Annotated in this window: 15 protein-coding genes and 1 pseudogene; 7 read left to right on the top strand and 9 right to left on the bottom strand. The window is 69.3% G+C overall.

The genetic code is table 11. The annotated features are described in order from the left end of the window. Positions 1-131: 131 nt before the first annotated feature. Entirely contained in the window at positions 132-3,140 is a 3,009-nt protein-coding gene (locus tag FHR36_RS36525) for a P-loop NTPase fold protein (protein WP_253804485.1), read from the bottom strand. A gap of 874 nt (positions 3,141-4,014) precedes the next feature. Here FHR36_RS36525 and FHR36_RS36520 point away from each other — a divergent pair. Beyond that, positions 4,015-4,560, top strand: a complete 546-nt coding sequence (locus tag FHR36_RS36520; protein WP_253804484.1) for a hypothetical protein — start codon at positions 4,015-4,017, stop codon at positions 4,558-4,560. A 43-nt stretch (positions 4,561-4,603) separates the two neighbouring features. Here FHR36_RS36520 and FHR36_RS39715 read toward each other — a convergent pair whose 3' ends face one another. After that, positions 4,604-4,732 (bottom strand): hypothetical protein, encoded by a 129-nt coding sequence (locus tag FHR36_RS39715; RefSeq protein WP_301331154.1) that lies wholly within the window; start codon positions 4,730-4,732, stop codon positions 4,604-4,606. A 752-nt stretch (positions 4,733-5,484) separates the two neighbouring features. Between FHR36_RS39715 and FHR36_RS36515 the strand changes: the two genes are divergently transcribed. Further along, positions 5,485-5,913, top strand: a complete 429-nt coding sequence (locus FHR36_RS36515) for a hypothetical protein (protein WP_253804483.1) — start codon at positions 5,485-5,487, stop codon at positions 5,911-5,913. Beyond that, a complete protein-coding gene (locus FHR36_RS36510; protein ID WP_253804482.1) occupies positions 5,913-6,818 on the top strand; it encodes a hypothetical protein in 906 nt (301 codons plus the stop codon). The genes FHR36_RS36515 and FHR36_RS36510 overlap by 1 nt, the downstream gene beginning before the upstream one ends. 414 nt (positions 6,819-7,232) lie before the next feature. Here the strand turns inward: FHR36_RS36510 and FHR36_RS36505 are convergent, their stop codons facing one another. The 3 genes from FHR36_RS36505 to FHR36_RS36495 all read right to left on the bottom strand — a co-directional run bounded on the left by FHR36_RS36505 (position 7,233) and on the right by FHR36_RS36495 (position 10,877). Continuing rightward, positions 7,233-8,777: an SMI1/KNR4 family protein gene (locus FHR36_RS36505; protein WP_253804481.1), complete on the bottom strand. Its 1,545-nt coding sequence runs from the start codon at positions 8,775-8,777 to the stop codon at positions 7,233-7,235. A 229-nt stretch (positions 8,778-9,006) separates the two neighbouring features. Further along, positions 9,007-10,053 carry a threonine/serine dehydratase gene (locus FHR36_RS36500; protein ID WP_253804480.1) on the bottom strand — a complete coding sequence of 349 codons (1,047 nt, stop codon included), beginning with the start codon at positions 10,051-10,053 and terminating at the stop codon, positions 9,007-9,009. A gap of 20 nt (positions 10,054-10,073) precedes the next feature. Beyond that, positions 10,074-10,877, bottom strand: coding sequence for a 2OG-Fe(II)-dependent halogenase WelO5 family protein (locus FHR36_RS36495; RefSeq protein ID WP_253804479.1), 804 nt, complete (start codon positions 10,875-10,877; stop codon positions 10,074-10,076). Between the two features lie 62 nt (positions 10,878-10,939). On the opposite strand from FHR36_RS36495, the gene FHR36_RS36490 reads away from it, so the two are divergent. The 3 genes from FHR36_RS36490 (at position 10,940) to FHR36_RS36480 (ending at position 13,529) form a co-directional block, all read left to right on the top strand. Next, positions 10,940-11,584 (top strand): TetR/AcrR family transcriptional regulator C-terminal domain-containing protein, encoded by a 645-nt coding sequence (locus FHR36_RS36490; RefSeq protein ID WP_253804478.1) that lies wholly within the window; start codon positions 10,940-10,942, stop codon positions 11,582-11,584. A gap of 676 nt (positions 11,585-12,260) precedes the next feature. Further along, positions 12,261-12,707: an excalibur calcium-binding domain-containing protein gene (locus FHR36_RS36485; RefSeq protein WP_253804477.1), complete on the top strand. Its 447-nt coding sequence runs from the start codon at positions 12,261-12,263 to the stop codon at positions 12,705-12,707. A gap of 300 nt (positions 12,708-13,007) precedes the next feature. Then, entirely contained in the window at positions 13,008-13,529 is a 522-nt protein-coding gene (locus FHR36_RS36480) for a class F sortase (protein ID WP_253804476.1), read from the top strand. Between the two features lie 59 nt (positions 13,530-13,588). Here the strand turns inward: FHR36_RS36480 and FHR36_RS40425 are convergent. The 4 genes and pseudogenes from FHR36_RS40425 to FHR36_RS36465 all read right to left on the bottom strand — a co-directional run. Then, positions 13,589-14,023, bottom strand: a pseudogene (locus FHR36_RS40425) (helicase associated domain-containing protein); the annotation flags it as partial. 418 nt (positions 14,024-14,441) lie between these two features. After that, positions 14,442-15,728: a DUF2637 domain-containing protein gene (locus tag FHR36_RS36475; protein ID WP_407660889.1), complete on the bottom strand. Its 1,287-nt coding sequence runs from the start codon at positions 15,726-15,728 to the stop codon at positions 14,442-14,444. 1,358 nt (positions 15,729-17,086) lie between these two features. Beyond that, positions 17,087-17,998 (bottom strand): ParA family protein, encoded by a 912-nt coding sequence (locus FHR36_RS36470; protein ID WP_253804475.1) that lies wholly within the window; start codon positions 17,996-17,998, stop codon positions 17,087-17,089. A gap of 21 nt (positions 17,999-18,019) precedes the next feature. After that, positions 18,020-19,369 (bottom strand): ParB/RepB/Spo0J family partition protein, encoded by a 1,350-nt coding sequence (locus FHR36_RS36465; protein ID WP_253804474.1) that lies wholly within the window; start codon positions 19,367-19,369, stop codon positions 18,020-18,022. Between the two features lie 635 nt (positions 19,370-20,004). Between FHR36_RS36465 and FHR36_RS36460 the strand changes: the two genes are divergently transcribed. Beyond that, positions 20,005-20,451 carry a hypothetical protein gene (locus FHR36_RS36460; protein WP_253804473.1) on the top strand — a complete coding sequence of 149 codons (447 nt, stop codon included), beginning with the start codon at positions 20,005-20,007 and terminating at the stop codon, positions 20,449-20,451. Positions 20,452-21,626: the final 1,175 nt, after the last annotated feature.

Here is a 21,626-nt window from a genome sequence, read left to right as displayed (position 1 = left end):
CGCCGAGTCGGCGCTTCCCGGCCGAGTGCAGTACTCAATCAAGCTCGACGGTTCTCCAGACATCTGCGGCTGTCTCGCCTCAAGACTTCTAGCAACGACATGTCGGCTGGCCTGCGGCTTGGTCTCGTCGGCTAGAAGGAGCTGTGCTGCAGGAGGCTGTCGACGACGTGCCCGGCAGGGAAGGAGAGGCGGGCCACCGGGACCACCCATTCGCGCCAGGGTCCAAGCCGGTCGGGGAGGTGAAGGCTGCGGGCGGCGGCCTCGCGTGTGACGCTATCCAGGGCTTGGCAGAGCGCTTCCCACTGCTTCGCCTGTGCCGTTGTCATGTGCGGGTGCGCGGCATTGGACCATTGTCCGTCCAGGGACTGCGGCGTGAGCGAGGCGCAGAAGTCGGTCCACGTCTGGTCGGGGGTCTTGCTGGCCTGCCGGTGCAGGTACAGGCACAGGGCCGGGCCGAGTGCGGGATAGGCGACCAGTGTGGCCAGGAGGACCATGCCGGCACGGTAGGGGCGGGTAGGGGCTCCCTTTGCCGAGGTTGCGTCGGTGGCGGTGCCCGCGCCTGGGTTGGTGTGCTCAGCGCGGTCGGTCCCGCGCTTGTCCCGACGTAGCGCGGTGAGCAGGCCGTAGCTGTTGGCCAGTCGCTTGACGGCGCGCGGTGTGGAGACCATCAGCGGCGGGCCGAGGAGGTCGAGGAGTGCGAGTTCGTCGGGATCCAGGGTGAGTAGGTCGACTCGCTCGACGATGCGGACGGCTTCGACGCGCGGCCCGTACAACTCCGCGTTCTCGTCGTCGGCCAGCTGCGTCGGCCGACCACTGGTCCGGGTCGGGACCACGGCAGGGGCTGCCGCGGGTGCGGGGGCAGGCTGCTCGGGTGCTTTCTGGTCGGGGCGTGTGCCGATGAGGGAGTGCAGCATGCGCTGGTATCCGCTGGTATCCAGAGCGGGGAGTGTGAGCACCACCTGGAAGATTTTCTCCAGGTACTGGGAGGGGGAGGACAGCCACGCGTCCTCGTCGTTCGGGTCGATCGCCTCCGCGGCCGTGCCTGGCCTGTCGAGGACGTCACGGTAGTGCGCGGCGATCGACCCCAGCAGCCAGCGCGGGTCGATCGCTACCACGACAACGAAGAGGTCGACGGCGAGCAGCAGGTGGATCGCCTCCAGCATTTCCACGACTCGGTCGGGTGGGCAGCGGTCGAGGTCGTCGATGTAGAGGACGATGCGGTCGATGCGGGGAAGGTTGTCTCCCGCCACGTCCTCGGTTCGTGCGGCGCCGGGAGCAGGGCCGCGCTCGGGTGGCGAGGCGTCCGACTCTGGGGGCCTAGAGGCCTGTGCGAGGAGGGTGGCCATGCGTTGGAAGTCCTCGCGGATCTGCGTCATCACACCCAGCTGACTGCGGTAGTCCGCTGCGGCGGCGCGCTCGCTAACCATGCCCGCCAGTTGCCCGGCCGCGGTCAGGTTCTGCATTTCTCGTTCCAGCTCCTCGACCTCGGCCGACGCGACATCGGCCGCGGTCTGGATCCGCGTCCGTTGCCGATCCACGAACGCATGCGCGCGCTTCCACGCCTCGTCCAGTCTCGCTTTGGTCTCGCGTACCATCGCCCAGTTCCATCGCGCCGCCGCCAGCATGGGCACCAGGACTGGCACGGCCGCCACCCAGCGCGGCAGCCACGACCACACCCACACCACGGCAACACCGGCACCGAGGACCAGAGCACACCCGACGAGGAAGAGCAGAAGCTGCCGCCTGTTGATCCCTTTCACGATCGCCCGCACGGTGAACAGGCTCTCCCGCAGCACCGCGACATCCCCGACCACCTGCCGGTACAACACGGCGGGTGCGCCATCCTCGCCCATCAGCTCATCGAACTCCCATCGCTGATCCTCGGACAGCACTTGCCGCAGATCCCGCCCACGCAAGGCCTCCTGCAGTCGGTCACGGCGAGCCCGCGCGGCCGCGAGCCGCTCCGGCAGTCGCCGTCGATCGACCAGGTCGGCAGTCAGCCGCGACATGCTGCGCTGCGCGTCGGCCGGATCCAGATCTGGCGTGGGGGCGGCGAGTTGGGCGAACAATTCGGCAACCAGACTGGTCCACAGGCTGGTCTCGGCATAGTGCCAGGCGTTGAACCGCACCTGCCCCACCGCCTGACGCGCCAGGTCGTTGCCGGGGCGAGCGACCATGGCCACCTCGCGCCGAAGCAACTCCAGGAAGTGGCTCTTGCCCGTGCCCCAGTCGCCGAACAGGCCCACGGCCAACGGCGGGCGCGCGGAGCGGGCGGTGATCTGCTCAGCCAGCGCCCGGGCGTCGTGGCTCCGGTCCAACTCGTCCACCACGCCCAACGACCGAGCCTCGCTGCCCGGGTCCAGGTCGTCCACCACGTCCGGCGCATCGGAACGGTACCGCGGGAGCCGCGACACCGCTCGATCCTCCACCACCTCCCACAATCGGACTGTCCAGTCGTTGCTGCCGGTGGCCAGCAGCAGCCGGTCCCCGTCCCGCGCCCACGCCACCGACCACACCAGGCCGGCGTGGCTGGTGAGGGGCTCGCCGAGCGGGGTGAGCATGTCCGGGCCGGTCAGCTCCCACAGCCGCACCGTCCCGTCGTTGCCGCCGGTGGCCAGCAGCAGCCGGTCGCCGTCCCGCGCCCACGCCACCGACAACACCGGGCCGGCGTGGCTGGTGAGGGGCACGCCGAGCGGGGTGAGCGTGTCCGGGCCGGTCAGCTCCCGCAGCCGCACCGTCCCGTCGTTGCTGCCGGTGGCCAGCAGCAGCCGGTCGCCGTCCCGCGCCCACGCCACCGACCCGACCGGGCCGGTGTGCCCGGCAAGGGGCACGCCGAGCGGGGTGAGCATGTCCGGGCCGGTCAGCTCCCACAGCCGCACCGTCCCGTCGTTGCTGCCGGTGGCCAGCAGCAGCCGGTCCCCGTCCCGCGCCCACGCCACCGACCCGACCGGGCCGGTGTGCCCGGCAAGGGGCACGCCGAGCGGGGCAAGCATGTCCGGGCCGGTCAGCTCCCACAGCCGCACCGTCCCGTCGTTGCCGCCGGTGGCCAGCAGCAGCCGGTCCCCGTCCTGCGCCCACGCCACCGACAACACCAGGCCGGTGTGGCCGGCGAGCCTTTCGCCGCCAAGCGGGACCCCCAAGAGAGGAGGATCGCGCCGCATTTGTCCTGATGAGTGCATATTCGTCACCACTCGATCATGCGGCAACCATGGGGCCCGGCCGGCCAATGACCGTGTGGCACACCGGGGACTAAAGGACAGTCCGTGAGCAAGTCTGGTTCCTACCCAAGCAAGCGAGCTGGCCGGACGGAGGAGACTCCAACCAGCCCTGACCCGATTGGCCACCCTGGGCTGCACCATCAGCCCGAAGATCTGCAGCTATCGGGACGGTAACCGCGGTGTACGTCTGCTTCACGTACGGCCGTGCCGGCCTCTGAAGCGGCACCGTCGCTCAGACATGTCTCACGAGACACGCGAAGTCTGGAGAAGGATGGCATCAGAGCGGTCGCCTGCATCGACACCGACCACAAGGTCCGGCTCGTCTCCCGCCGCGGCAACGACCTCGGCGACCTTCTGTCTCTACTCTGTTTCGTTGCCTGTCTCGCATCAGACGACGGGTTAGGCCAGGTCATTGCAGGTATGGGGCGGACAGGAACGTGCAACAGGTGATGACTGACTGCCGAGGTGCCAGGAGGTGCTCTGCCACGGGCACGCGAGTGCGGGTGATTGTCGGAGCGCACGAGGCTGCGCTCAGGTGGGTATACGTGAGTGGGCTCTGTCGATGATCTTGTGACCTTGGCGCGTCTGTCATGGCGGAGCCGTAGGCTCACGCCATGCTTTCGCGACCACGTACGGGGCGGCCGGCTCCTATGACGCGGCGTTCCTGCCGCGGCTGACCCTGACGCTCCGGGCAGCGGACGAGCCGATCACCGCGCCGGTCGCGAAGCTCGGTGGCGAGCCGGTCTGGCTCGACGAGCCCTGCTGGCCCCTTGATCCGGTCACCGGCGACCCTCTGGTGTTCATCGGCCAGTTTCCGGTGCCCGGGGACGAGCTCCGGCTCGCGTATCTCTTTATCGGAGAGGACGGCCGCATTATGGGCGGCCTCGGCCCGCAGGACGGCGACGGCCTGCTGCTCGTGCAGCCTGGCGGCAGGATCCCGCCGTTCGCGTCCATCGGAGATTCCGATACCCGCGGTCGAACCCTGTGGCGGTGGGGCCCCGACGAAGAGGAGGTCCCTGTCGAGTTCCACGTGGACTTCGCGGCAGTGCCGGATCACCTTGAGCGGCAGGTGGCCCGCGACGTGGGGCGGGGGGCGTTCATGCGCGGCGGCAGTCCTGACGACGTCGACTTCTTTGGCGCCGACCTGGTGGAGTATCTCGGCGGGACTGCTTCGTTCCCGAATACGACAGCGCGGGTCGAGGAGCCGTGGCTCTTCTTCTTCCGGCTTCAGGACAGCCCTGACGACGGTGACAGACTCTTCCTCAACTTCGGATATGGGTACGGCTTCGGTTTCCTCAGCCCCGACCGGTTGGAGGGACGCTTCTACTGGGAGTGTTCGTGACACCGAGGCCGGTGCACTGGATCTCGTGTTTGCGCCGCCCATGTCACTCGTCGTCGAGCTCAAGAAGGTGCGGAAGCGGCTCCCACTCGGGCAGCCAATCGGTGGCCGTCACACCGGTCAGCGCGAGGTGGAACCAGTCGCTGAAGCCGAGGTCCGTGTCGTGCCAGTCCACCCAGCCGCGGCGGAACGCCGAGACCGTCCAGGAGCCGTCCTAGCGGGGCACGAGGAACAGTTGGTCGCCTTCGATCGTGTTCCCCAGACCAGGACGCTGCCCGGGGTCGGCAGGACCGTGTGGGGAACCGTCCGGGACACCTCCAGCTTCCGGCCCATGCCCTCGGCGTACCTGCGGAGCGTCCGGGCCCCGCAGAAGTAGATGTAGTCCGAGATGACCGCGTCGCCGTACGCGCCGGCGATCGCGATGAAGTCCTCGGGCAACGCAACCGACCAGGACGCAGTGATCTCCCCATCGTTTCCAGGGCCCAGCGTTTCGGCAGCTGCGCGGCAGCGGCGCCCTGCCATGGGAGAGGTCGTCGGCGAGGTCCCACAACGCGCGGGCCACGCCGGCCCGGAATGCTTGGTCCTGACTGTCGCAGGCCTGCGGAAGCAGTGCCAGCACTGTGCCGACGGCCGCGGGGTCCTGCCGGTCGAACAGGCGGCTGCCGTGAGTGGCCGCGTCGCGGTATGCGAGGACGGCCAGGGCGGCGGCCGCGAGCGCCAGCATGCTCTGCGCGCGTCGGCGCTCTCCCGACCAAGTCGCCGACCTGGATGTCCCCGCCGTCGTTTCGAGGCCCGATCTCTCGCGCATATGACTCCGACCAAGCTGTGCGTATCCGTTCCACCGTGATCTGACTATGCGTTACCTTGTCAGCCTCGGCGGGCTGAGGGCGTCCGCGTGACCATCAACCGAGTAGGAGACCAAGGGTGTTGACAGACGCGCTGTTGGAGCTGGCGGCGGCTGGCGGAACCGCGATCGTGAGCGCGGCGGCAACGGACTTCTGGCAGAGCACCAAGGGCAGCGTCGCCCGGCTGTTCGGTCGCGGTGACGACCGGGACGAGCAGCGTGTGTCGGTGCAGCTCGAACGAATCCCGCTGGAGCTCGATCAGGTCTCGGGGCCGCAGCAGGAACGCATCCGAACGGCACTCCAGGGCCGCTGGACAGAGAAGCTTGCGGAGCTCCTCGAGGAGAACCCCGAACTCGAAGACGACCTCAGGGCGCTCGTCGAGGCGGTCCGCGCTGCCGTCCCGATCCCGCAGCAGAGCTATGTCCAGACCAACAACGCCTACGGCAGCGCCACGCAGAACATCACCCAGACCGGCGACATCGTGGTCGGCACCAAGCCCCGGAACCAGTGATGAGCTCTCCCGACCCCCGGGGCCCGCAGGCGAACAACGCCTCCGGGAATGCGACGCAGAACATCACCCAGAGCGGCGACATCGTCCTGGGTGAAGCGCCAGAGGAGGCCGGCCGACGAGCGAAGCACAATCGGTTCGTCAAGATCGCCATCTCCGTAGGTCTGATCGTCGCGGTGGCGGTGGGGTTCGCCGTCTTCCGGATCGAGCAGCAGTCGCAGACGACCAATGACCTTGCGCGGAAGGGGCCGGAGCTGAAGTCCGACCTCACGCTGTCGAAGGTGTCGGCTTACATCGCCGGAGGTACCTCTGGCGAACAGCGCTACGGGGAGGAGGTCACGAAGACGACCGACCTGCATGGCCCTCACATCGACCTGACATTGGCCAATATCGCCAACGGAACCTCCCTGATCACGAAGGCCAGCATCACCTTCAACCAGTTGCAGAGCCTCGCGCCTTGCAGTGCCGAGGGCGGGGAGATCGTCGTCTCCGCGAACTACCAGTTCACGATTCCGGACGACCAGCAGCCGGTGCCGCCGGCGAAGCCTTTCACTCTCTCGAAGGAGATCGCCTTCGAGGTCGTCGCCAACCGACACGACGCCCTCGAGCTCTCCTTGGGGAACAAGACGATCATCGAAGGGGTCTCGCCATGGATCGCGGTCGTGAACGTTGTTCTCGAACATGATGGCGGACAGCAGTTGACGGTCGGCCCGATCGCTGTCGTAAACACCGGCGACATCTCCACCTTCTACCCTGACGGCGATCAGTGGGTGATGCCCGAAAACCCAGCCCCTGGCTGCATCGAGAAGAACACCAAGCTGGTGTCCGACATCCTGAAGACTCCTAACCTCGTCGTTTCGAAGGAAGTCGCCAGCCTGGACCGTACGCTGCAACGCTTCAAGAAGTGATGTCCCCGCTCACCCGTACCGTCGAGCGCTTCACCGGGAGCACTGTCGGGGAGCGGGACCAGGTGTGCTGCCGCCCAGGCTCTCCGGGCAGCAGCACTGCTGATGACCACCGATTTTTTTCAGGCGGACTTCGGTTCCTCCGTCCCCTTCTCACGGACGACACTCCCGGGGTAGCGCTTGGCAACTGTGTCGGCGGTCGACCTCGACGAGGACGAGAACAGCACCTTGCCGTTACCTCCGTCGGCGACGACTTCGAACTGTTCGCGGCCTTTCTGGCAGGCGCATCCCAAGCTCCAGACGGCGAACGGTGCTGGTAGCCGCGCAGCGGCCATCAGCGTGGCAGACGGCAATGCACCGTGCTGAGCCAACCCCAGGGCCAGATGTTCGGGTGGTTGGCCTGCCCGGATCGGGAGCCTAGGAGGCGCCTTCGGTGGTGCCGGAGAGTCGGTAGGCGGTGGAGGTGTCGACGCCGAGGGCGGCGAGGAGGTCGAGGGCGGCGCTGAGCGGCTCGGTACCGGCGAGACGGCCGGCCGCGAGCTGGGCGGGGAGGCGGTCGGCGGCTGTCAGGGTCTGCCACTGGTCGGTGGAGAGGGCGAGGTAGTGCAGGCCTGGAAGGTCGGCGAGCAACGTCAGATCCGCGTTCGGGCAACGGGACAGGTCGAGGTGGCGGAGCGCGGGCAGGGTGCGCAGCGGGGTGAGGTCGGTCGGGGTCGCGGAGCCGACGGCGAGTGAGGCGAGGTGGGGGTGGCCGGTGAGTGGCGTGAGGTCCGCTTCGGGGGCGAGGTCGACGGCCAGGTCCTCGACGGGGAGGGCGGCCAGGGGGGTCAGGTCGGTGGTGGCGCAGCGGTTGAGGTGCAGGCGGCGTAGGTGGGGGGTGGCAGTGAGCGGGGTGAGGTCGACGGGTGACGGGGCGTCGTTGAGGTGGATCGCCTGGACGGCTGGTGTGAGTCGGCTGTCCAGAGTGGAGACGACCAGCTTCGGCGCGTCGTTGTGGGACTGCTGTGGGGCGTGCGGGTCGGGGCGGCCCAGGGCCTGGCCGAGCCAGGCGGTGACGGAGGAGGCGACGTAGCGCGGGCCGTGGTTGAAGTCGCGGCCGACCTCGATCACCTGGCCGGGTCGACCGTCCGCGGCCGGCGCAAGGTCCACGGCGAGGAAGTTGCCGTCGTAGCCCGTCGCGAACGGGAGCCAGCCTGGATGCCCGGAGCAGCGGCGCACGGTGTTCGGCGGGTCGGCGTCGAGGATCACGTGCTGCCAGCCGAGCTCCCAGCCGAACCAGGTCGGGACGCCGATGTAGTCGTCGCGCTCGGCGAGGGTCGCCGTGAGTGGCAGCCAGGCGTAGTCGTCCAGCGCTTCGTTGCCGCCGTCGCCGTTGGCCTCCAGGTAGAGCGCGCGCAGGTCCGCGGGCAACGCTCGGCCGAGGTGGCGCTCGGCGGCGGCGAGTTGTTCCTCGGTGACGGGTGCCGGCAGCCGGGGTTCCGCTCCGTGGCGTTCGGCATGCTGCCGAAGCAGGGACCGCAGCCGCTGGACCGCCTCTGCCGGGTCTCCGGCCGGGAGGAGCACGGAGGGTTTCGTGCTGTCGGTCGTGCCCGGTTCGGACGGCCGGAAGTCGGGGTCGAGGGTCATCGTCCAGCCGTCATCGCGGCCGGAGCGCGGTTCCAGCGCACCCCGGAACACCACCAGATCGAAGGCGCCCGACGGGTAGCAGGTCAGCTCCAGGGCGATGGACTCCCAGCCGTGGCTGTCCCGGAACAGGGACGCCAGCGCGGCGAGGCCCTCGTGCGGGAACGGCAGGCCGAAGAGGCCGTCTGTACGGCTCGGCACAACGTACCCGCCGCCGCTCAGGCCCACGCCGGACCGGCTTCCGCTGCCGCGCAGCACACACCTCTCCCAGCCGTCCGGGGCCATCGCGACGACCTCCGCCGTGATCCGCCGCGCCGTCTGCTCGACCGTCAGGTCCACACCCGCCCCCTCGTCCGCACCGTTCGGACGATCATGTCAGCAGGCTGCGACAGCACAGAGGCGACCGGTCAGTGCCGCCAGCCGGGCCGGACGCTGTGCGGCCACCATGCGGCGAGCTCCGGTGGTGGCATTGCTGTCCGCTTACCGATCAGGACGGCCAGCTCACCGCCGCACCGTCCAGACCGGAAGCTGAGGGATGGTCGTTGGGCTGCACCCGGGTGTGTTCGGTTCAGCTCTCGTCCATAAGGTTCGCTGCATCGGTGTTGGCCCCGCAGAGCACCACGCAGACCTTCTCGCCGCTGCCGGGCCGGTAGCTGCGACTGGTCGTGTCTGGCCGGTTCGGCAGGTCCCGGTCCGCCCTGTGCCGGTCGGTGCTCGTGAGGGCGGCCAGGGCGGTGGCGGCGCCGTGCTCGACGGCGATCCGCCGGTGGTCCCACAACGCCTGCCTGGCCCGGGTGATCTCGTCGTCCGGCACCAGAACGGAGTAGCCGCCCGTCTGCTGGGCAGCGTTGAGGGCCATGGCGGAGGTGCGGCGGGCGCCGAGGGAGTCAGCCGCGATCGAGTCCACGGTGACGTCGACGAGGCGGCCGGCTTCCAGCGCGGCGTTCAGGGCGCGGCAGTGCTCCGGCTCGACCGCCACGGTGCGGATGCCGTGGTGCTGAGCGGCGGTGGCGACGCCGGCGAACAGGCCGCCGCCGCCGACCGCGACGACCACGGTGTCCAGGTCGGGGATCCGGTGGCGGATCTCCTCCAGCAGCGTGCCTGCGCCGGCCGCGATGAGCGGGTGGTCGTAGGCGTGGGAGGCGAGCGCCCCGGTGGCGGCGGCGAACTCCTCGCACGCGGCGAGAGCGTCGGCGTACTCGGTGCCGACCAGGCGGACCTCGGCGCCGTAGCCGCGGAGTTTGGCCACCTTCACCGCAGGGGCGGTCGCGGGAATGAAGACGGTGGCCTGGACGCCCTGCTGCTGGGCGGCCCAGGCGCAGGCCAGGCCTGCGTTGCCGCCGGAGGCGATGGTCACCCCGACCTCGGGCAGGGTGCCGGCGTCGCGGTGGGCCTGGATGAAGTTCTGCGCGCCGCGGGCCTTGAACGAGCCGGTGTGCTGCATGAACTCCAGGGCCAACCACACCTCGCAGGGCCGCTCAGCCCGGTCGTCCAGGGGATCGCGGCCGGCAGAGCGGATCGCGCCCGAGTCGACCGGGGCCAGAGTGACGGGGCGGATGCGGCCGGCGATCCGGTCGGTGGCGGCCTTGATGTCGCCGAAGGTGAGCTGGTGCATGCTGCTCCTGCTGAGAGAGGTCACGACCAGGCGATGAGCTGGCCGGTGATGGTCAGGCCGAGGAAGAAGGCGAACGCAATGCGGCGCCCGCCCGGGTTGGGTTCGACGGCGTGGAAGTTCGCCGGGTTGAACAGGAGCCCGTCGCCGATTCGGGGCGCGAGGTCGACGCGCTGGTAGTGCTCGACCGCCTCGGCCCGGTAGCCGTACGCCTGGAGGTACTGCTCGTCGGCCGGCTCCCAGCGGTGTCGCCACACCGTGGTCGCGCCGCCGGCCGCGGGGACCGACACCCAGACGTTGAACGCGAGCTGGGCGAGCAGCTCCTGGTCGAAGAGGCCGGTGGGGAACTCGCGGTTCAGGTCGTCGTAGTGGACCAGGGCGCCGGCGTTCATCTCGCGCAGGGTGCCGCCGAACACGGCTCGGCCGCCGATGGTGGCCGGGGTGACGGCAGCTCCCCAGGCAGAGCCGAGGCGGGCCATCGAGATGGCGATCGGGTCCGGGCGCAGCCCGGCGCGTTGCCAGGCGGCGCGGGCGGTGTCTGTGTCGTGCCAGTACCTGGTGGTGTCCAGTGTGCCGCTGGCGCGGCGGTAGTCGTTGAGGGCGGGGCCGAAGCGCACGATAGGGGTGGGCACTCGGGTCGCGTCGTAGTCCGCGGTTGGCAGTCGGTCGACCGCTTCCATCGCGGTGTGGCAGGTGTCGGGGTCGAGGAAGGCGGGGACGCGGACGGCTGCGAGGGTGCCTGCGGCGAGGTTGGCCAGGTGCCGGTCGGTGAAGGCAGCGCTGTCCACTGCGGTGAAGAGCGGGTCGAGTGCCGTGGTGCGGGGCATGTCGCCTCCGTGAGGAGTCGGGAACCTACCGTGACGGTACGCCGTACCGTACGCTGTTCCGCATGCCAAGGCAATCCGCTTCCCTCGACCTCGCGACTCCCGAACGCATCGCCGAGCAGGCCCTGCTGATCGTCGATCAAGAAGGACCGGAAGCACTCAGCTTCCGCACCCTCGCCGCCGCGCTGGACATCTCTGTCGCCTCCCTGCAGCGTCGCTGCACCGACCTGGCCGGCCTGCTCGACCTCGTCACCGACCACCTCGCCGCCCAGCTCCCCAACATCGCACCAGGCACCGGCTGGGCGAGCGCCACCAAGACGCGATTCACCGCCCTGTACCAACTGCTCACCGCCCACCCAGGCCTGGTCGCCCTCCGCGGCAGCAGGCCCTGGCTCGGCCCTCAACTTCTCAAGCGCCTGGTCGAACCACAGCTCGCCGACTCCATCGCAGCCGGCATGACCCCCGCCGCCGCGACCGCCACCTACCGGCGCCTGTACCTGCTCACGCTCGGCTACGCGAGCTTCGTCGACCATCGCAACCCCAAGGCCGCCCAGGCCGCCACCCGCCAAGCACTCGCCGCGCTCGATCCCGACGAGTTCCCGGTGCTGACCGGCCACCTGACAGAGATCCTGCCCGCCGTTGTCGACCACGAGGTCTACTACGGCGCCCTCCGCCAACTCATCCACGCCGCCCGCCCAACCGAGCGATGAACTCGCATCAGACACGCCGCTCGGACCACCGCGACCGTTCCACCAGGTGTGCCCGTTCCACGAAGCGCTGCGCGACCTGTATGCCGCCACAGGTCCGCAGCCTCATCCAGCTGAAGCCATCAGTGCTTCCAGCGACAGCAGGGCACCGACAATTCGGCTGTGCACCTGGCCGCTGGCCCCGCGCTCCAATCCGCACCAGTGATCACGGCCAAGAACTGCTGGGACCGGGGATGCAGGCGGCCAAGCCCGCCCCGTGGTGCGCCGCTCAGGCCGCCCACACGCTGGCCACATCCGGCTCCTGACTCACTCCGCCAACAGCGAGTGAGCACAGCCAGGGAATCGAGGCCAGCCCCATGCGGCCGGTGGCCTCGTCGGCAGGTCTCACCGTCACGCCCGCGGCACTCACCCGTTCGCGTCCTCGAGCGCACCGCCTCGCCGGCGCTCGGCGCACTCGTGGACAGACTGCGCGGCCACCCCGGGCCACCCGTCACGACCAGTCCGGTAGGTACACGACCGGACTAGTGGACCATTTCAGCTCCACAACCCACCGACCAGGGCGTCTGCCACCCGCGGCGGGCCCACCTGGAGGCCTCCGCCGCTACCGCCCGGGTGGCGGCAGGTCGAACCGTTCATACCTTGAGTAGCGACGGGGACACACCTGGCTACTGGAGGTTCCATGCGTTTCCGCGCCGCGACATCGATCGCCGCTCTGGCGTTCGTCGCCAGCCTTCCGCTCACTGGCATATCGCACGCCCAAACAGGCGATCTCGACTGCTCGAACTTCGCCACCCAGGAGGAAGCGCAGGCTGTTCTCAACGCCGACCCGTCGGATCCGAACCACCTGGACGCCGACCACGACGGCATTGCCTGCGAGGACCTGCCGCACGCGGCGGCGAGCAGCCCGGCCGCGGCCGCTGCCGCAGGTACGACGGCCACCACGACAGCACCTGCCACCGGCGGCGCCGCGTCGGCTGTCGCCCAGGCTCCCACGGGCGCGGTCGCTGCCGGCAGCGGGCCGGCGGACACACGGCTCCTCGCGGCCGGCCTCGGCGGTGCGGCGGTCCTCACTGCGGCAGGCGCCCTGGTTGTCCGCCGCCGTCTGAGCGCGGATCAGCAGCGCTGACGCTCCCGGGCCCGGCGGCGGTCCACCGTGCTCAGCCCGCCGGGCCACCCCGCTCGGATCGGCCCGCTTCCGCGAGAGACGGAGAACCGGGTGCCCACGGAGGTATCGCGTACGACGCCCGGCCGAGCACCTCGGCCGGGCTCGGTCTTCATTCCCGGAGTGCTGATGGTGGTGGCAGGACTGCTCGCGGCCGGCTCCTGGTCCATGGCCTCGAACGCCAACACTCCCCCACCGATGTCTCCCGCCACTGACCGCACGGCAGCCCGCCCAACCGCCATGCCGACCTCAGCACCGACGCCCATGCCGCGCTCCGAACCGGTCCGGATCCGCATCCCCGCCCTGTCAGTGAACACCCCCCTGGTAGCGCTGCACCTGGACGCCACCGGAACCCTGCCCCCACCCGCATCGGACGACCGCAACCTCGCCGGCTGGTACGCCGACAGCACCACACCAGGCGAGACGGGAACCGCCGTGATCGTCGCCCACCTCGACACCCGCCAGGGCACCGCAGCCTTCTACCGCCTGTCGACCCTCACGCCCGGACAGACCGCCCTCGTCGAACGCGGCGACGGCAGCACCGCAGTCTTCTCCATCGACGACGTACAGAACTACCCCAAATCCGCCTTTCCCACCGCTCACGTGTACCAGCCCACCGGCCGGCCGGAACTGCGACTGATCACCTGCGCCTGGCCGTACGACCGCGCACACGGCGGATACCAGGACAACACCGTCGTCTACGCCCACCTCACCGGCACGACGCCCCCGCCCGCAAGCGCCGTCGGATCGGTCACCAGCGCCCTCCCCGTGACCGCGAGCCCATGACGGCCATCGTCGCGCACGAGGGCTCCGTCGACACGGTCCAACTGCGCAAAGCTGTTTGGCTACAACAACCTTCCTGGTTCTACCGGCGCCTTCAAACGCATCCTCGCCCAACGCGCTCTCTCGCCAGCCGTTGGCCTGCCGCCCGCCCCGTCACGGTCGGGAGCATCGTTTGCTGCGCCGCTCCTGAGATCGTGCGGGCCCCGCCTGCTTGCGAAGCCAGGTGCCGGGCCGGACTGTGGGGTCCGCCTCGCCGCCGGTGCGGTTCGCGGGGCCGCCCAGGGCGCCACCGGCGGCGAGGTAGGCGAGCAGGCGCCGGCTACGACCTGTTCCAGTCCGGTTCTCGGCGCCACAGCTCGTCCAGCGCGTCGAGCTTGGCGACCTGCCTTGGTCAGGTTGTTGGCCTTGCGTTGGCGGCGCATCCACGCGCCGACCGCATGGTCGTCGAGCTTCGTGGTGGCGGGGATGGCGAGGTGGCCGTGCTGGTGGTGGAAGGCCTTTGTGTAGGCCTGACCGCGCTCCTAGGCTTTGGCGTTCTTCGACCAGATCATGCCGAGCACGTCCAGCTCGGACACCCGGGCCAGGAGATCAGCTCCGCTTGCTTCGTCTTGTCGGTGGGGTCGAGGTGGCCGTGCTGGAGGTGAAACGCTGTGGCGACGGAGTGCATCCGCTGCCACTCGACCGCGCGCGGGTAGCGCCTTCGCTTCCAGGTCCACGTGGGAGTAGACGGCCTTGCTGGGTGGTGTCGCTGGTTCTCGCACCTGGAGTGTGTGCCGACTGCAGCCAGTTCGACCTGGTCTTGGGCAAGATCCGCCTCGAGCGGCCGAGCCTCACAGATCGTGGCGTGACTGCGATGGTGGCTTGCGCGGCGGGCTGCTCCTGCTTTCGGCCACTACACGCGGACTTGGTCCGGCATCACGTCGTCACGTCCTCGAGGTGACGAGAGGTACCGCGCTCCTCCTGGTAGCGGGTTTCCAGGTTTCCCCAGTATCGGCGGAGAGACTGGACGCTGACTGGGCCGGCTCCGCTCTGCCCGGTCTGACCGAACTCGCGGTAGATGAAGTCCGCGAACAGGTGCTTCTCGGGGAGTTGGCCACGCTGCTCGACGTAGTGGCGGTAGTAGCCGTAGAGCTGGTCCTCACGCGACTGAGTCTCCTCGGAGAGCGGAACCGATACAGCGGTCGGTTCCTCGAGCGTCGCGGCTTCGCTTCCCGGAGAAGGCTCCAGGGGGCTATCGGCGACAGCCTTGGAAAGCTCGGTGTCCGCTGCCCGATCAAGCTCGGCGAGCATGAGTCCCTCAGTCACATCTGAGCCGGGGTTGCTGTTGTCAGGACTCGAGGACTCGTCAAGGCCAGCAACTCGAGCCGGCTCGCCCTGCGCGGGCACCAGCGTGCTGCGGCTTCGATCCAGGGCATGCGGAGGAACGGCGCTGGTGTGCGACTCGACGGCCCCACGGCCGGCGCTTTGGCCTACCTCGAGCTCTGGGCTGGTGAACAACCCGCCGAATGCACTGTCGGACAGCCCAGCGGCGGCTAGACCCTGGGATGCAGTGCTGTAAATCGGCACACCGAGCTTGGCGAGGCGCAGAGGAAGAACAGCCGACCGGGGAGCCGTCTTGGCCCAGTCCTTGCCGAAGGCGTCCTCCAGCAGCATTCCGTAGGCCAGGCGCATCTGCTCCAGGCGCACGGCCTCGTCGACGGAGCGGATCTCCCAAAGCTTCATGCGGCGCCACATGGCAAAGGTTGGGATCGGGGAGAGCACCCAGCGCATCAGGCGGACGGACTCCATGTGGCGGGTGTCCGTGAGCTTGGCCAGGCGGCTGATGGCGTGCCGGGCGGCCTCGGCGATGACGATGAACAGCACGGGGATCACTGCATGCATGCCGACGCCGAGGGGGTGCGGCCAGGCGGAGGCAGCGTTCCAGGCGATGGTCGCCGCTGTCAGCAGCCACGCGGTCTGCCTCAGCAGGAAGAAGGGGATGCGCAGCCAGCTGAGGAGCAGGTCGAGGGCGAGGAGGGCGATGATGCCGAGGTCGACGCCGATGGGGAAGATCTTGGAGAAGCTTCCGAAGCCCTGCTCGACGGCGAGTTGCCGGACTGCGGTGTAGGAGCCGAGGAAGCCGATGCCGGCGATGGTGGCTCCGGCGATGGCCACGAGGGCAATCAGAAACAAATGGATGCGTGACAGTTTGGCCCTGGTCACGGCGTCTCCTCCCCTGCGCCCCGGATGGTGCGTGATCGCGAGGGCACAGCTTTTCACGGTTTCGCTTTCTGCACCGAATTCCACGCTTCGAGGTCCGACAAAGGCGCACATTCCGACGCTCGCCTCGACCTACCTCGGGGTCGCTGCTTGATCGGCGGGGCGCGGTCGGGCATGCGGCGAGCCGGGGCGACGGAGTGGCGAGCCTGGGACAGCTGGTGAGGAGGCGGCGATGCAGCCCCCTCGTTCGAGGCCTGTGCGCTCTCGGGTCCGGTGGGCCGCGCGGGTGCCGTGGGTAGGCCTCGCGGGCGGCCGCTGCCGTGTAGTCGGTGACGCCGTACCGCTCACTGGCAGTCACAGCTGACCGTCGTGAGGCCACGGTGCGCAAAGCCATGCGGGGCCGTGCAGCGGGTGCGTTGTGTTCGGCGGGGAGGCGCGCAGGTAGGGATGGCTGGAGTCACGCCCTGCGCAGTTGCTGGTGGCCGGTGCGCAGGGTGTGCGCAGCGGCGGGTCGGCCGGGGCGCACCTGGCTGTCTTGCGGTGCGCAGTGCTGTCTGGCGCGGCGTGCGCCGCGTGAGGGTGGGGGTGTGGCTCGGCGCATGGGTCTGGGGGCTTCGGGGTGTGCGTGGTGCGGCTGCTTGGGCAGGTGGTGCGCAGTGTGCGCTGAGGCTGCGCAGTGTGCTGTTGACCTGCGCGTTTTCAGGGTGGGGCGATGCTCGGGGTGGGTGGTGGCGGGCGGTCGGTGCGCACCGGTTGGTGGTCGGGTTGGCGGGGTGCGCAGGGGGTGTGGCTGGGTGGGTTTGTAGGGATGGGTAGGCGGAGGTGGGTAGCGGGGTGGAGTTGCGCGCGGATCGGTGGTTGGGGCGTTGGGTGCGCAGGGGGTTGGGTGTCGGCTGCGCAGGGTGCGTGTGGGGGTGCGCTGTCTGAGGGGTGTGGTGTGCGCAGGGTGTGGTCTGGGTGCGCAGTGGGTGGGTGTCGGCTCGGCGGGTGTTCGGCGCGGGTGGGGCTGGGGCCGTTGCTGTCTGTGATGGAAGGGGGCTGGGGTTGGCGCGCTGGTGAGTGGTGTCCGGGCGGTTGCTGTGCTGCGCAGGGTGGTGCACGTTTCGGGCGAGCGCAGTGGTGCCTTGGAGTGCTTGCTGGTGGCGCTTGGGTCGTCGGCGATGGTGTCCGTGCCGGGGTTTCCGGGCGGCTGGCTTGGAGGTTCTGTCGGCGCCGATGGAGGCAGGGGGCCCGCGTTGGCTCCGTTCGGTGGTGCGGCCGGGTTTCGAGCGGCCTCAGTTGTGTCGGTCGGGCGGGGTGCGGAACACCGCCATTTTCGGTGTGGTGTCTGGTGCGGGTGGATCTGTTATTCCGACGGAATATCAGCGGTGGTCCCGCCGTGTTGAGTTGCGGCGGGGAAAGCCAAGGGCGTCTGCGACGGCCGAGAGGTCGTCGAGTGAGGGGCAGTTCGGTGCGTGGAAGCGGAGGGGGCGCTGTTTGACGGTCGTCTCCTTGAAGCGAATGCTGCGCCGGATCAGCGGGAGGAGGCGGGGCGCCCAGTCGGCATGGTTGCGTACGGCTTTGATGACGTCGTCGGTGACGGCTCCGGCTTTGCGGTCGACGTTGCCGTGGGTGTCGAGGGGGATGTTGGTGGCGAGGATGTGGGCGATGTGGGCGTGGAAGCCGAGTCGTCGTAGTTTGCTGCGGCCTCGGTCGAGGGTGGTTTCGAGGTCGGTGAGGCCGATGACGTACTTGTATTCGTCGTTGATGCAGCCGATGACGTGGGGGGCTGCGAGGACGACGGACAGCAGCAGGATGCCGAGGGTGGGTCCGCAGTCGAAGAGCATGGCGTCCCAGCGGTCTGCGGGGAGTTGTTCGTCGAGGACGTTCTGGAGCCAGAGGATGCCGGCTGGGTCGTGTCCGAGGGTGACTTCGGCGTCGGCCATTTCGGGGGTGCCGAGGACCAGGTCGAGGTTGGGGATGGCCTTGAAGGCGGCGTCGGTGGTGCCTGCGGCGGTGCGGTAGCGGGCAGGGGCGATGGCTTCGTGGAGTTTGTTGTCGCCGGTGAGGACGTTGAAGACGGTGGCGTGGCCGGGTGGCGGGTCCTGGTAGCCGAGGAGGTGCGAGGCGCTGCGCTGGGGGTCGATGTCCCAGATGAGGGTGCGGTGGCCGCGGTTGGCGAGTTCGATGCCGAGGTTGACGACGCCTTGGGTTTTGCCTGCGCCGCCGGACTGTCCTGAGAAGGCGTAGGCGCGGGGGTGATGGTGTGGGGCGGGTGGCGGGGTGGTGGGCACGGGGGCCTCCTGGGGTGCTGGTTATTCCGTCGGAATATCGGCCGTGGGTGCCTTGGTGTGCAGGCGGTCCTGTTCCCAGGGGGTGGGGTGGTATCCGGCGTGGCGGGTGAGGTGCTCGATGTAGGTGCGGTCGGCGGGTGTCCATGGCCGCGGGGTGTGTTGGGTGCGGTGTTCTAGGGCGGCGAGTGCGATCGCGAGGGCTGCTTGGTTGGCGGCTTTGGGGTGGTCGAGGAGGTCGGCGAAGGGCTGGCGGTGGGTGCTGCGGGTGGTTGGCGCGGGTTGGAGCCAGGTTCGGGCGAGTCGGTGCTCGGCGGGGCCGGCGAGGAGGACGGCGGGTGTGAGGAGGCGCAGGGCTTCTCGGGGGTTGGGTGCAGTGGTGGCTTGCAGGAGGTGTTGGCAGGCTTCGGTGCGGGTCAGGGAGCCGTCGGCGGTGGGCGGCGGCGGCATTGATGGGCCGGTGGTCGGCTGGGTGGGTTCGGCGTTGGGCTGGGGGGCGTCGGGGCGCGGGCCGTCCGGCTGGAGAGCTGCTTCCGGAAGTGTGTCTGCGGGGGCGCCGGCCGTCGGGCGGCTGGGGGTCGGATCTCCCGGCTGGTCTTCGGTGGGGTCGTGGAAGGCCCGCGCTTTTTCGAGGTGGGCCAGGGCGGCGGGGGCGGACATGCCGTGGGTTCTCATGCGGTCGAGTACATGGGCCTGTCGGTGGTCGCCGTCGGGCAGCGTGCCGGCGATGAGCTCGGCGTCCGCAGTGCGGAGGTCTCCGGTCATGACGGCGTCCCGCAGGTCGTCGACGAGGTGCAGGAGCTTGAGGCGCCGGGAGATGTGGGGTTGGCGGCAGCCGACCTGTGAGGCGATCTCTGCTTGGGTGAGTCCGTCTTCCACGGCGCCTTGGAAGCCGAGGGCCTCCTCGATGGGGTTCAGCTTGATGCGGCGCAGGTTCTCAGGGAGCGCGAGAACGCGGGCGCGGTTGATCTTGTCGTTCCGCAGCCGGCACGGTGCGTGGTCGAGTCCGGCGCGGGCGCATGCGGCATGCCGGTTGTGTCCGATGAGGATGACGTAGTCGTCGGGGCGCGCCTTGGTCAGGGATTCCGTGAGGAGGGCCCGCTGGCGGGGCGCAGCGCGGAGGCGGTCCGTCCAGTAGGTGAGGAACGGGCCGACGTCAGCGATCATCAAGTCCTGGAGGAGGCCCTCGGACTTGATGGATTCGGCCATCGCGTCGATCTCGGCGTCGTCGTGGACGATTCTGGGGTTGAACGGGTTCGCCCAGAGCTTGTGAAGCGGGACCTGCCGGCCGGTGATGTCGGGGACCGTGGGCGCCGGTGCGTCGGCGTCGTCGGGGATGTCCCAGATCGACCGGCGTCGGGGGGATAGGTCCATCGTCGGTCCGCTGGCGCCTGCCACGTGTCCACCTCCGGGCTGTGACCCTGTACGTCGAGCAGACAGTAAGCCGTCGGGGGCGCCGCATTCTGCGGTGACGCGGTCATCCTTATTCGACGCGATGCTTCAGCTTGTGCCCTGTCCTGGTGGCCACCCAGGATCGGAGCTCCGGCTGCAGGATCGGCTCAGCTGCGCCGCGTACGCAATGCTTCGGCACGTCACTGCAGGCAGAGGGCGTGGCCGATCGGAGCTCGAGTGCTGCGGCAGGCGTGCGGTCGCATCGGTGCGATGCCCTACGGTCCACGAACGCGGCGGGCGCTCGGTCTTCGGCGGTGTCTACTCGTGGGAAGCCTTCGGGAGCGTGTGGCCAGGCAGTCCGACGCGAAGGACGTACTTGTTGAGGTCAGCGAGCGGGTTCGTGGGGTCGGACACGAAGACGGCGTCCGCGGCGGGCCGACGTTGCTGGTCCTGGCGGAACTCATCGCTGAGCGGGATGCCGAAGTAGCCATTCGCCGCGCCCTCGGGCGGCGCATCTCACCGGTGGCCTTCGGCCGGTGCACTCCGAAAATTGACCCCACGCTGGGTCGGCGTCTTCAGATCGCGAGTCTGTCGGCTGCGGCTGCCAGACTCGACGCATGACGATGTGCGACTACTTCTCCGCCACCGACGACCAGGCCGCCATTGCCGTGGTCGAGCGGTCCGGGGGGCCGGCCGAGGCAGGACACGACGTGGTCTTCCTCAAGAACATCGACCCGGTGGTTGCCGTTGCTCAGCTCGAAGCAATCCTGACGGATTGCAGCTATGAGGAGGCCAGCCGACGCCCGCGGTCAGGGCAGCTGCTTTCCTCTCCGGAGAGCGACACCTCGCTGGTGTTCTGCCTGTCGGACACCCTGGCCGAGGCCCTCGCCGCGGCAGCGCCAGCTGACTTGGCTCGCGCCGCCGAGTCGTGGTCCATGACGGCTGAACTGCAGCATTGTCAGGTCGACGCCCTGGCTGCGCTTGGTGTCCTGGAGGCCCTGGTCAGCCTGGCCCAGCGCGCCGGGGCTACCGGCCTGCGTCTGTATTGCCAGTGGTCCCTGTGACCAGCAGTGTTCAGTAGATCGGGCTGGATCGGTCTCGGCTGGCCCGGTCTTCCTTACGGTTGGCCCGCAACTGCCCTCGCAGGTCTGAAAGGGCAACTGCGGAGACCCGGAAACGGGGTTCGGCAGGGCTGCTCCGCCTGGCCTCACGGCTCCCGTGATCACGTGTCGAAAGGTCGATGCCGCGTAGACGGCCGCGCGAGCTGCGCGCTGAACGACCGGTCTCCCGCGTCTGGAGGTCGGCCTCTTCGCTCCGGATTCACGCGCTCTCCGACAGGGCGAGCCTGACTGGGCACCGGGTCAGATACCTGAGCGACAGCTTCTACGTACACCTGGGTGCCACCGGCCGGGCCTTGCCGGGTACCGCGAGTTCCTCCACCCGCCGGGCGGGCATCCGCTATACCCGCAGGAGTCGCCTTGCTCGTGCACCTGGTGCTCTTTCAACGACGTCAGGCACGCACGCGGCGTGCTGGAGGAAGTCCTGGAGCGACTGCGGGAACGGGCCCAATGCCGAGCGCGGCCGGCTTGTGAAGCGCCTGGATGCGGTGGCCTGTCGCCGCACCTTCCCTGACGCGTTCACGTACCGGCGCCAGTGGCGCACGGAGTTCTGGTGGTATCGCCGCCCGGTTGACAGGTCGGAGTGGGGATGAAGGGGCCGCGGCCACCGGTACGACCACGGCCGACGTCCATCCTGGTCCCTCCTCCTGGGCTTTACGCCACGCGTGCCTCGCCTCGGCCGACTGCTATCGATCAGCCCGAGTGGAATCGGAGCTCCGGGGTGGTGAGGTCGGGCTCGGCGGCCAGGCTCGGGGCCGGTGTCGGAGTCCTGCCTGAGGTGGTTCCGGTTACGGCACTCTGACACGCCGTACGGCAGTGTCACGGCCGGAGCAGCGCGGCGCTCGAAGGTGTGGGCCGGCGCGCCCGTGCACACGCACCTCGTCTGTCCTCGTGCCCTTTCCGCCCGTGGGGTCCAGACGGTGAGTGGCGGTCGGCTTTACTGCTTGCCCGGTATGACGCGACAAGCGGTGCCGTGTGGACGGGTGGTTCGCACGGTGCGGTCGTACTCCTGACTGATCCTGTGGATCTGCCGCCGCTCGTCATCAGTGCGGCGGACGGCGTCAGCGGCACCGTTCCCAGGGCCTTCTGATCGACTGTTGGAAAGGTCGACGGGCGCCTTC

It is taken from the genome of Kitasatospora cinereorecta (genome assembly GCF_024172095.1).
Classification (GTDB): Bacteria; Actinomycetota; Actinomycetes; order Streptomycetales; family Streptomycetaceae; genus Kitasatospora; species Kitasatospora cinereorecta.
The sequence above is the reverse complement of the archived record's forward strand: the minus strand, read 5'-3'. Positions and strand labels throughout refer to the sequence as shown.

Coding starts and splice junctions, on each gene's coding strand:
- FHR36_RS36510 (WP_253804482.1), top strand. CDS start 5,913: ATGAGCTCTCCCGACCCCCGGGGCCCGCAGGCGAACAACGCCTCCGGG.
- FHR36_RS36500 (WP_253804480.1), bottom strand. CDS start 10,053: ATGCACCAGCTCACCTTCGGCGACATCAAGGCCGCCACCGACCGGATC.
- FHR36_RS36495 (WP_253804479.1), bottom strand. CDS start 10,877: ATGCCCCGCACCACGGCACTCGACCCGCTCTTCACCGCAGTGGACAGC.
- FHR36_RS36490 (WP_253804478.1), top strand. CDS start 10,940: ATGCCAAGGCAATCCGCTTCCCTCGACCTCGCGACTCCCGAACGCATC.
- FHR36_RS36485 (WP_253804477.1), top strand. CDS start 12,261: ATGCGTTTCCGCGCCGCGACATCGATCGCCGCTCTGGCGTTCGTCGCC.
- FHR36_RS36480 (WP_253804476.1), top strand. CDS start 13,008: ATGCCGCGCTCCGAACCGGTCCGGATCCGCATCCCCGCCCTGTCAGTG.
- FHR36_RS36465 (WP_253804474.1), bottom strand. CDS start 19,369: ATGGACCTATCCCCCCGACGCCGGTCGATCTGGGACATCCCCGACGAC.
- FHR36_RS36460 (WP_253804473.1), top strand. CDS start 20,005: ATGACGATGTGCGACTACTTCTCCGCCACCGACGACCAGGCCGCCATT.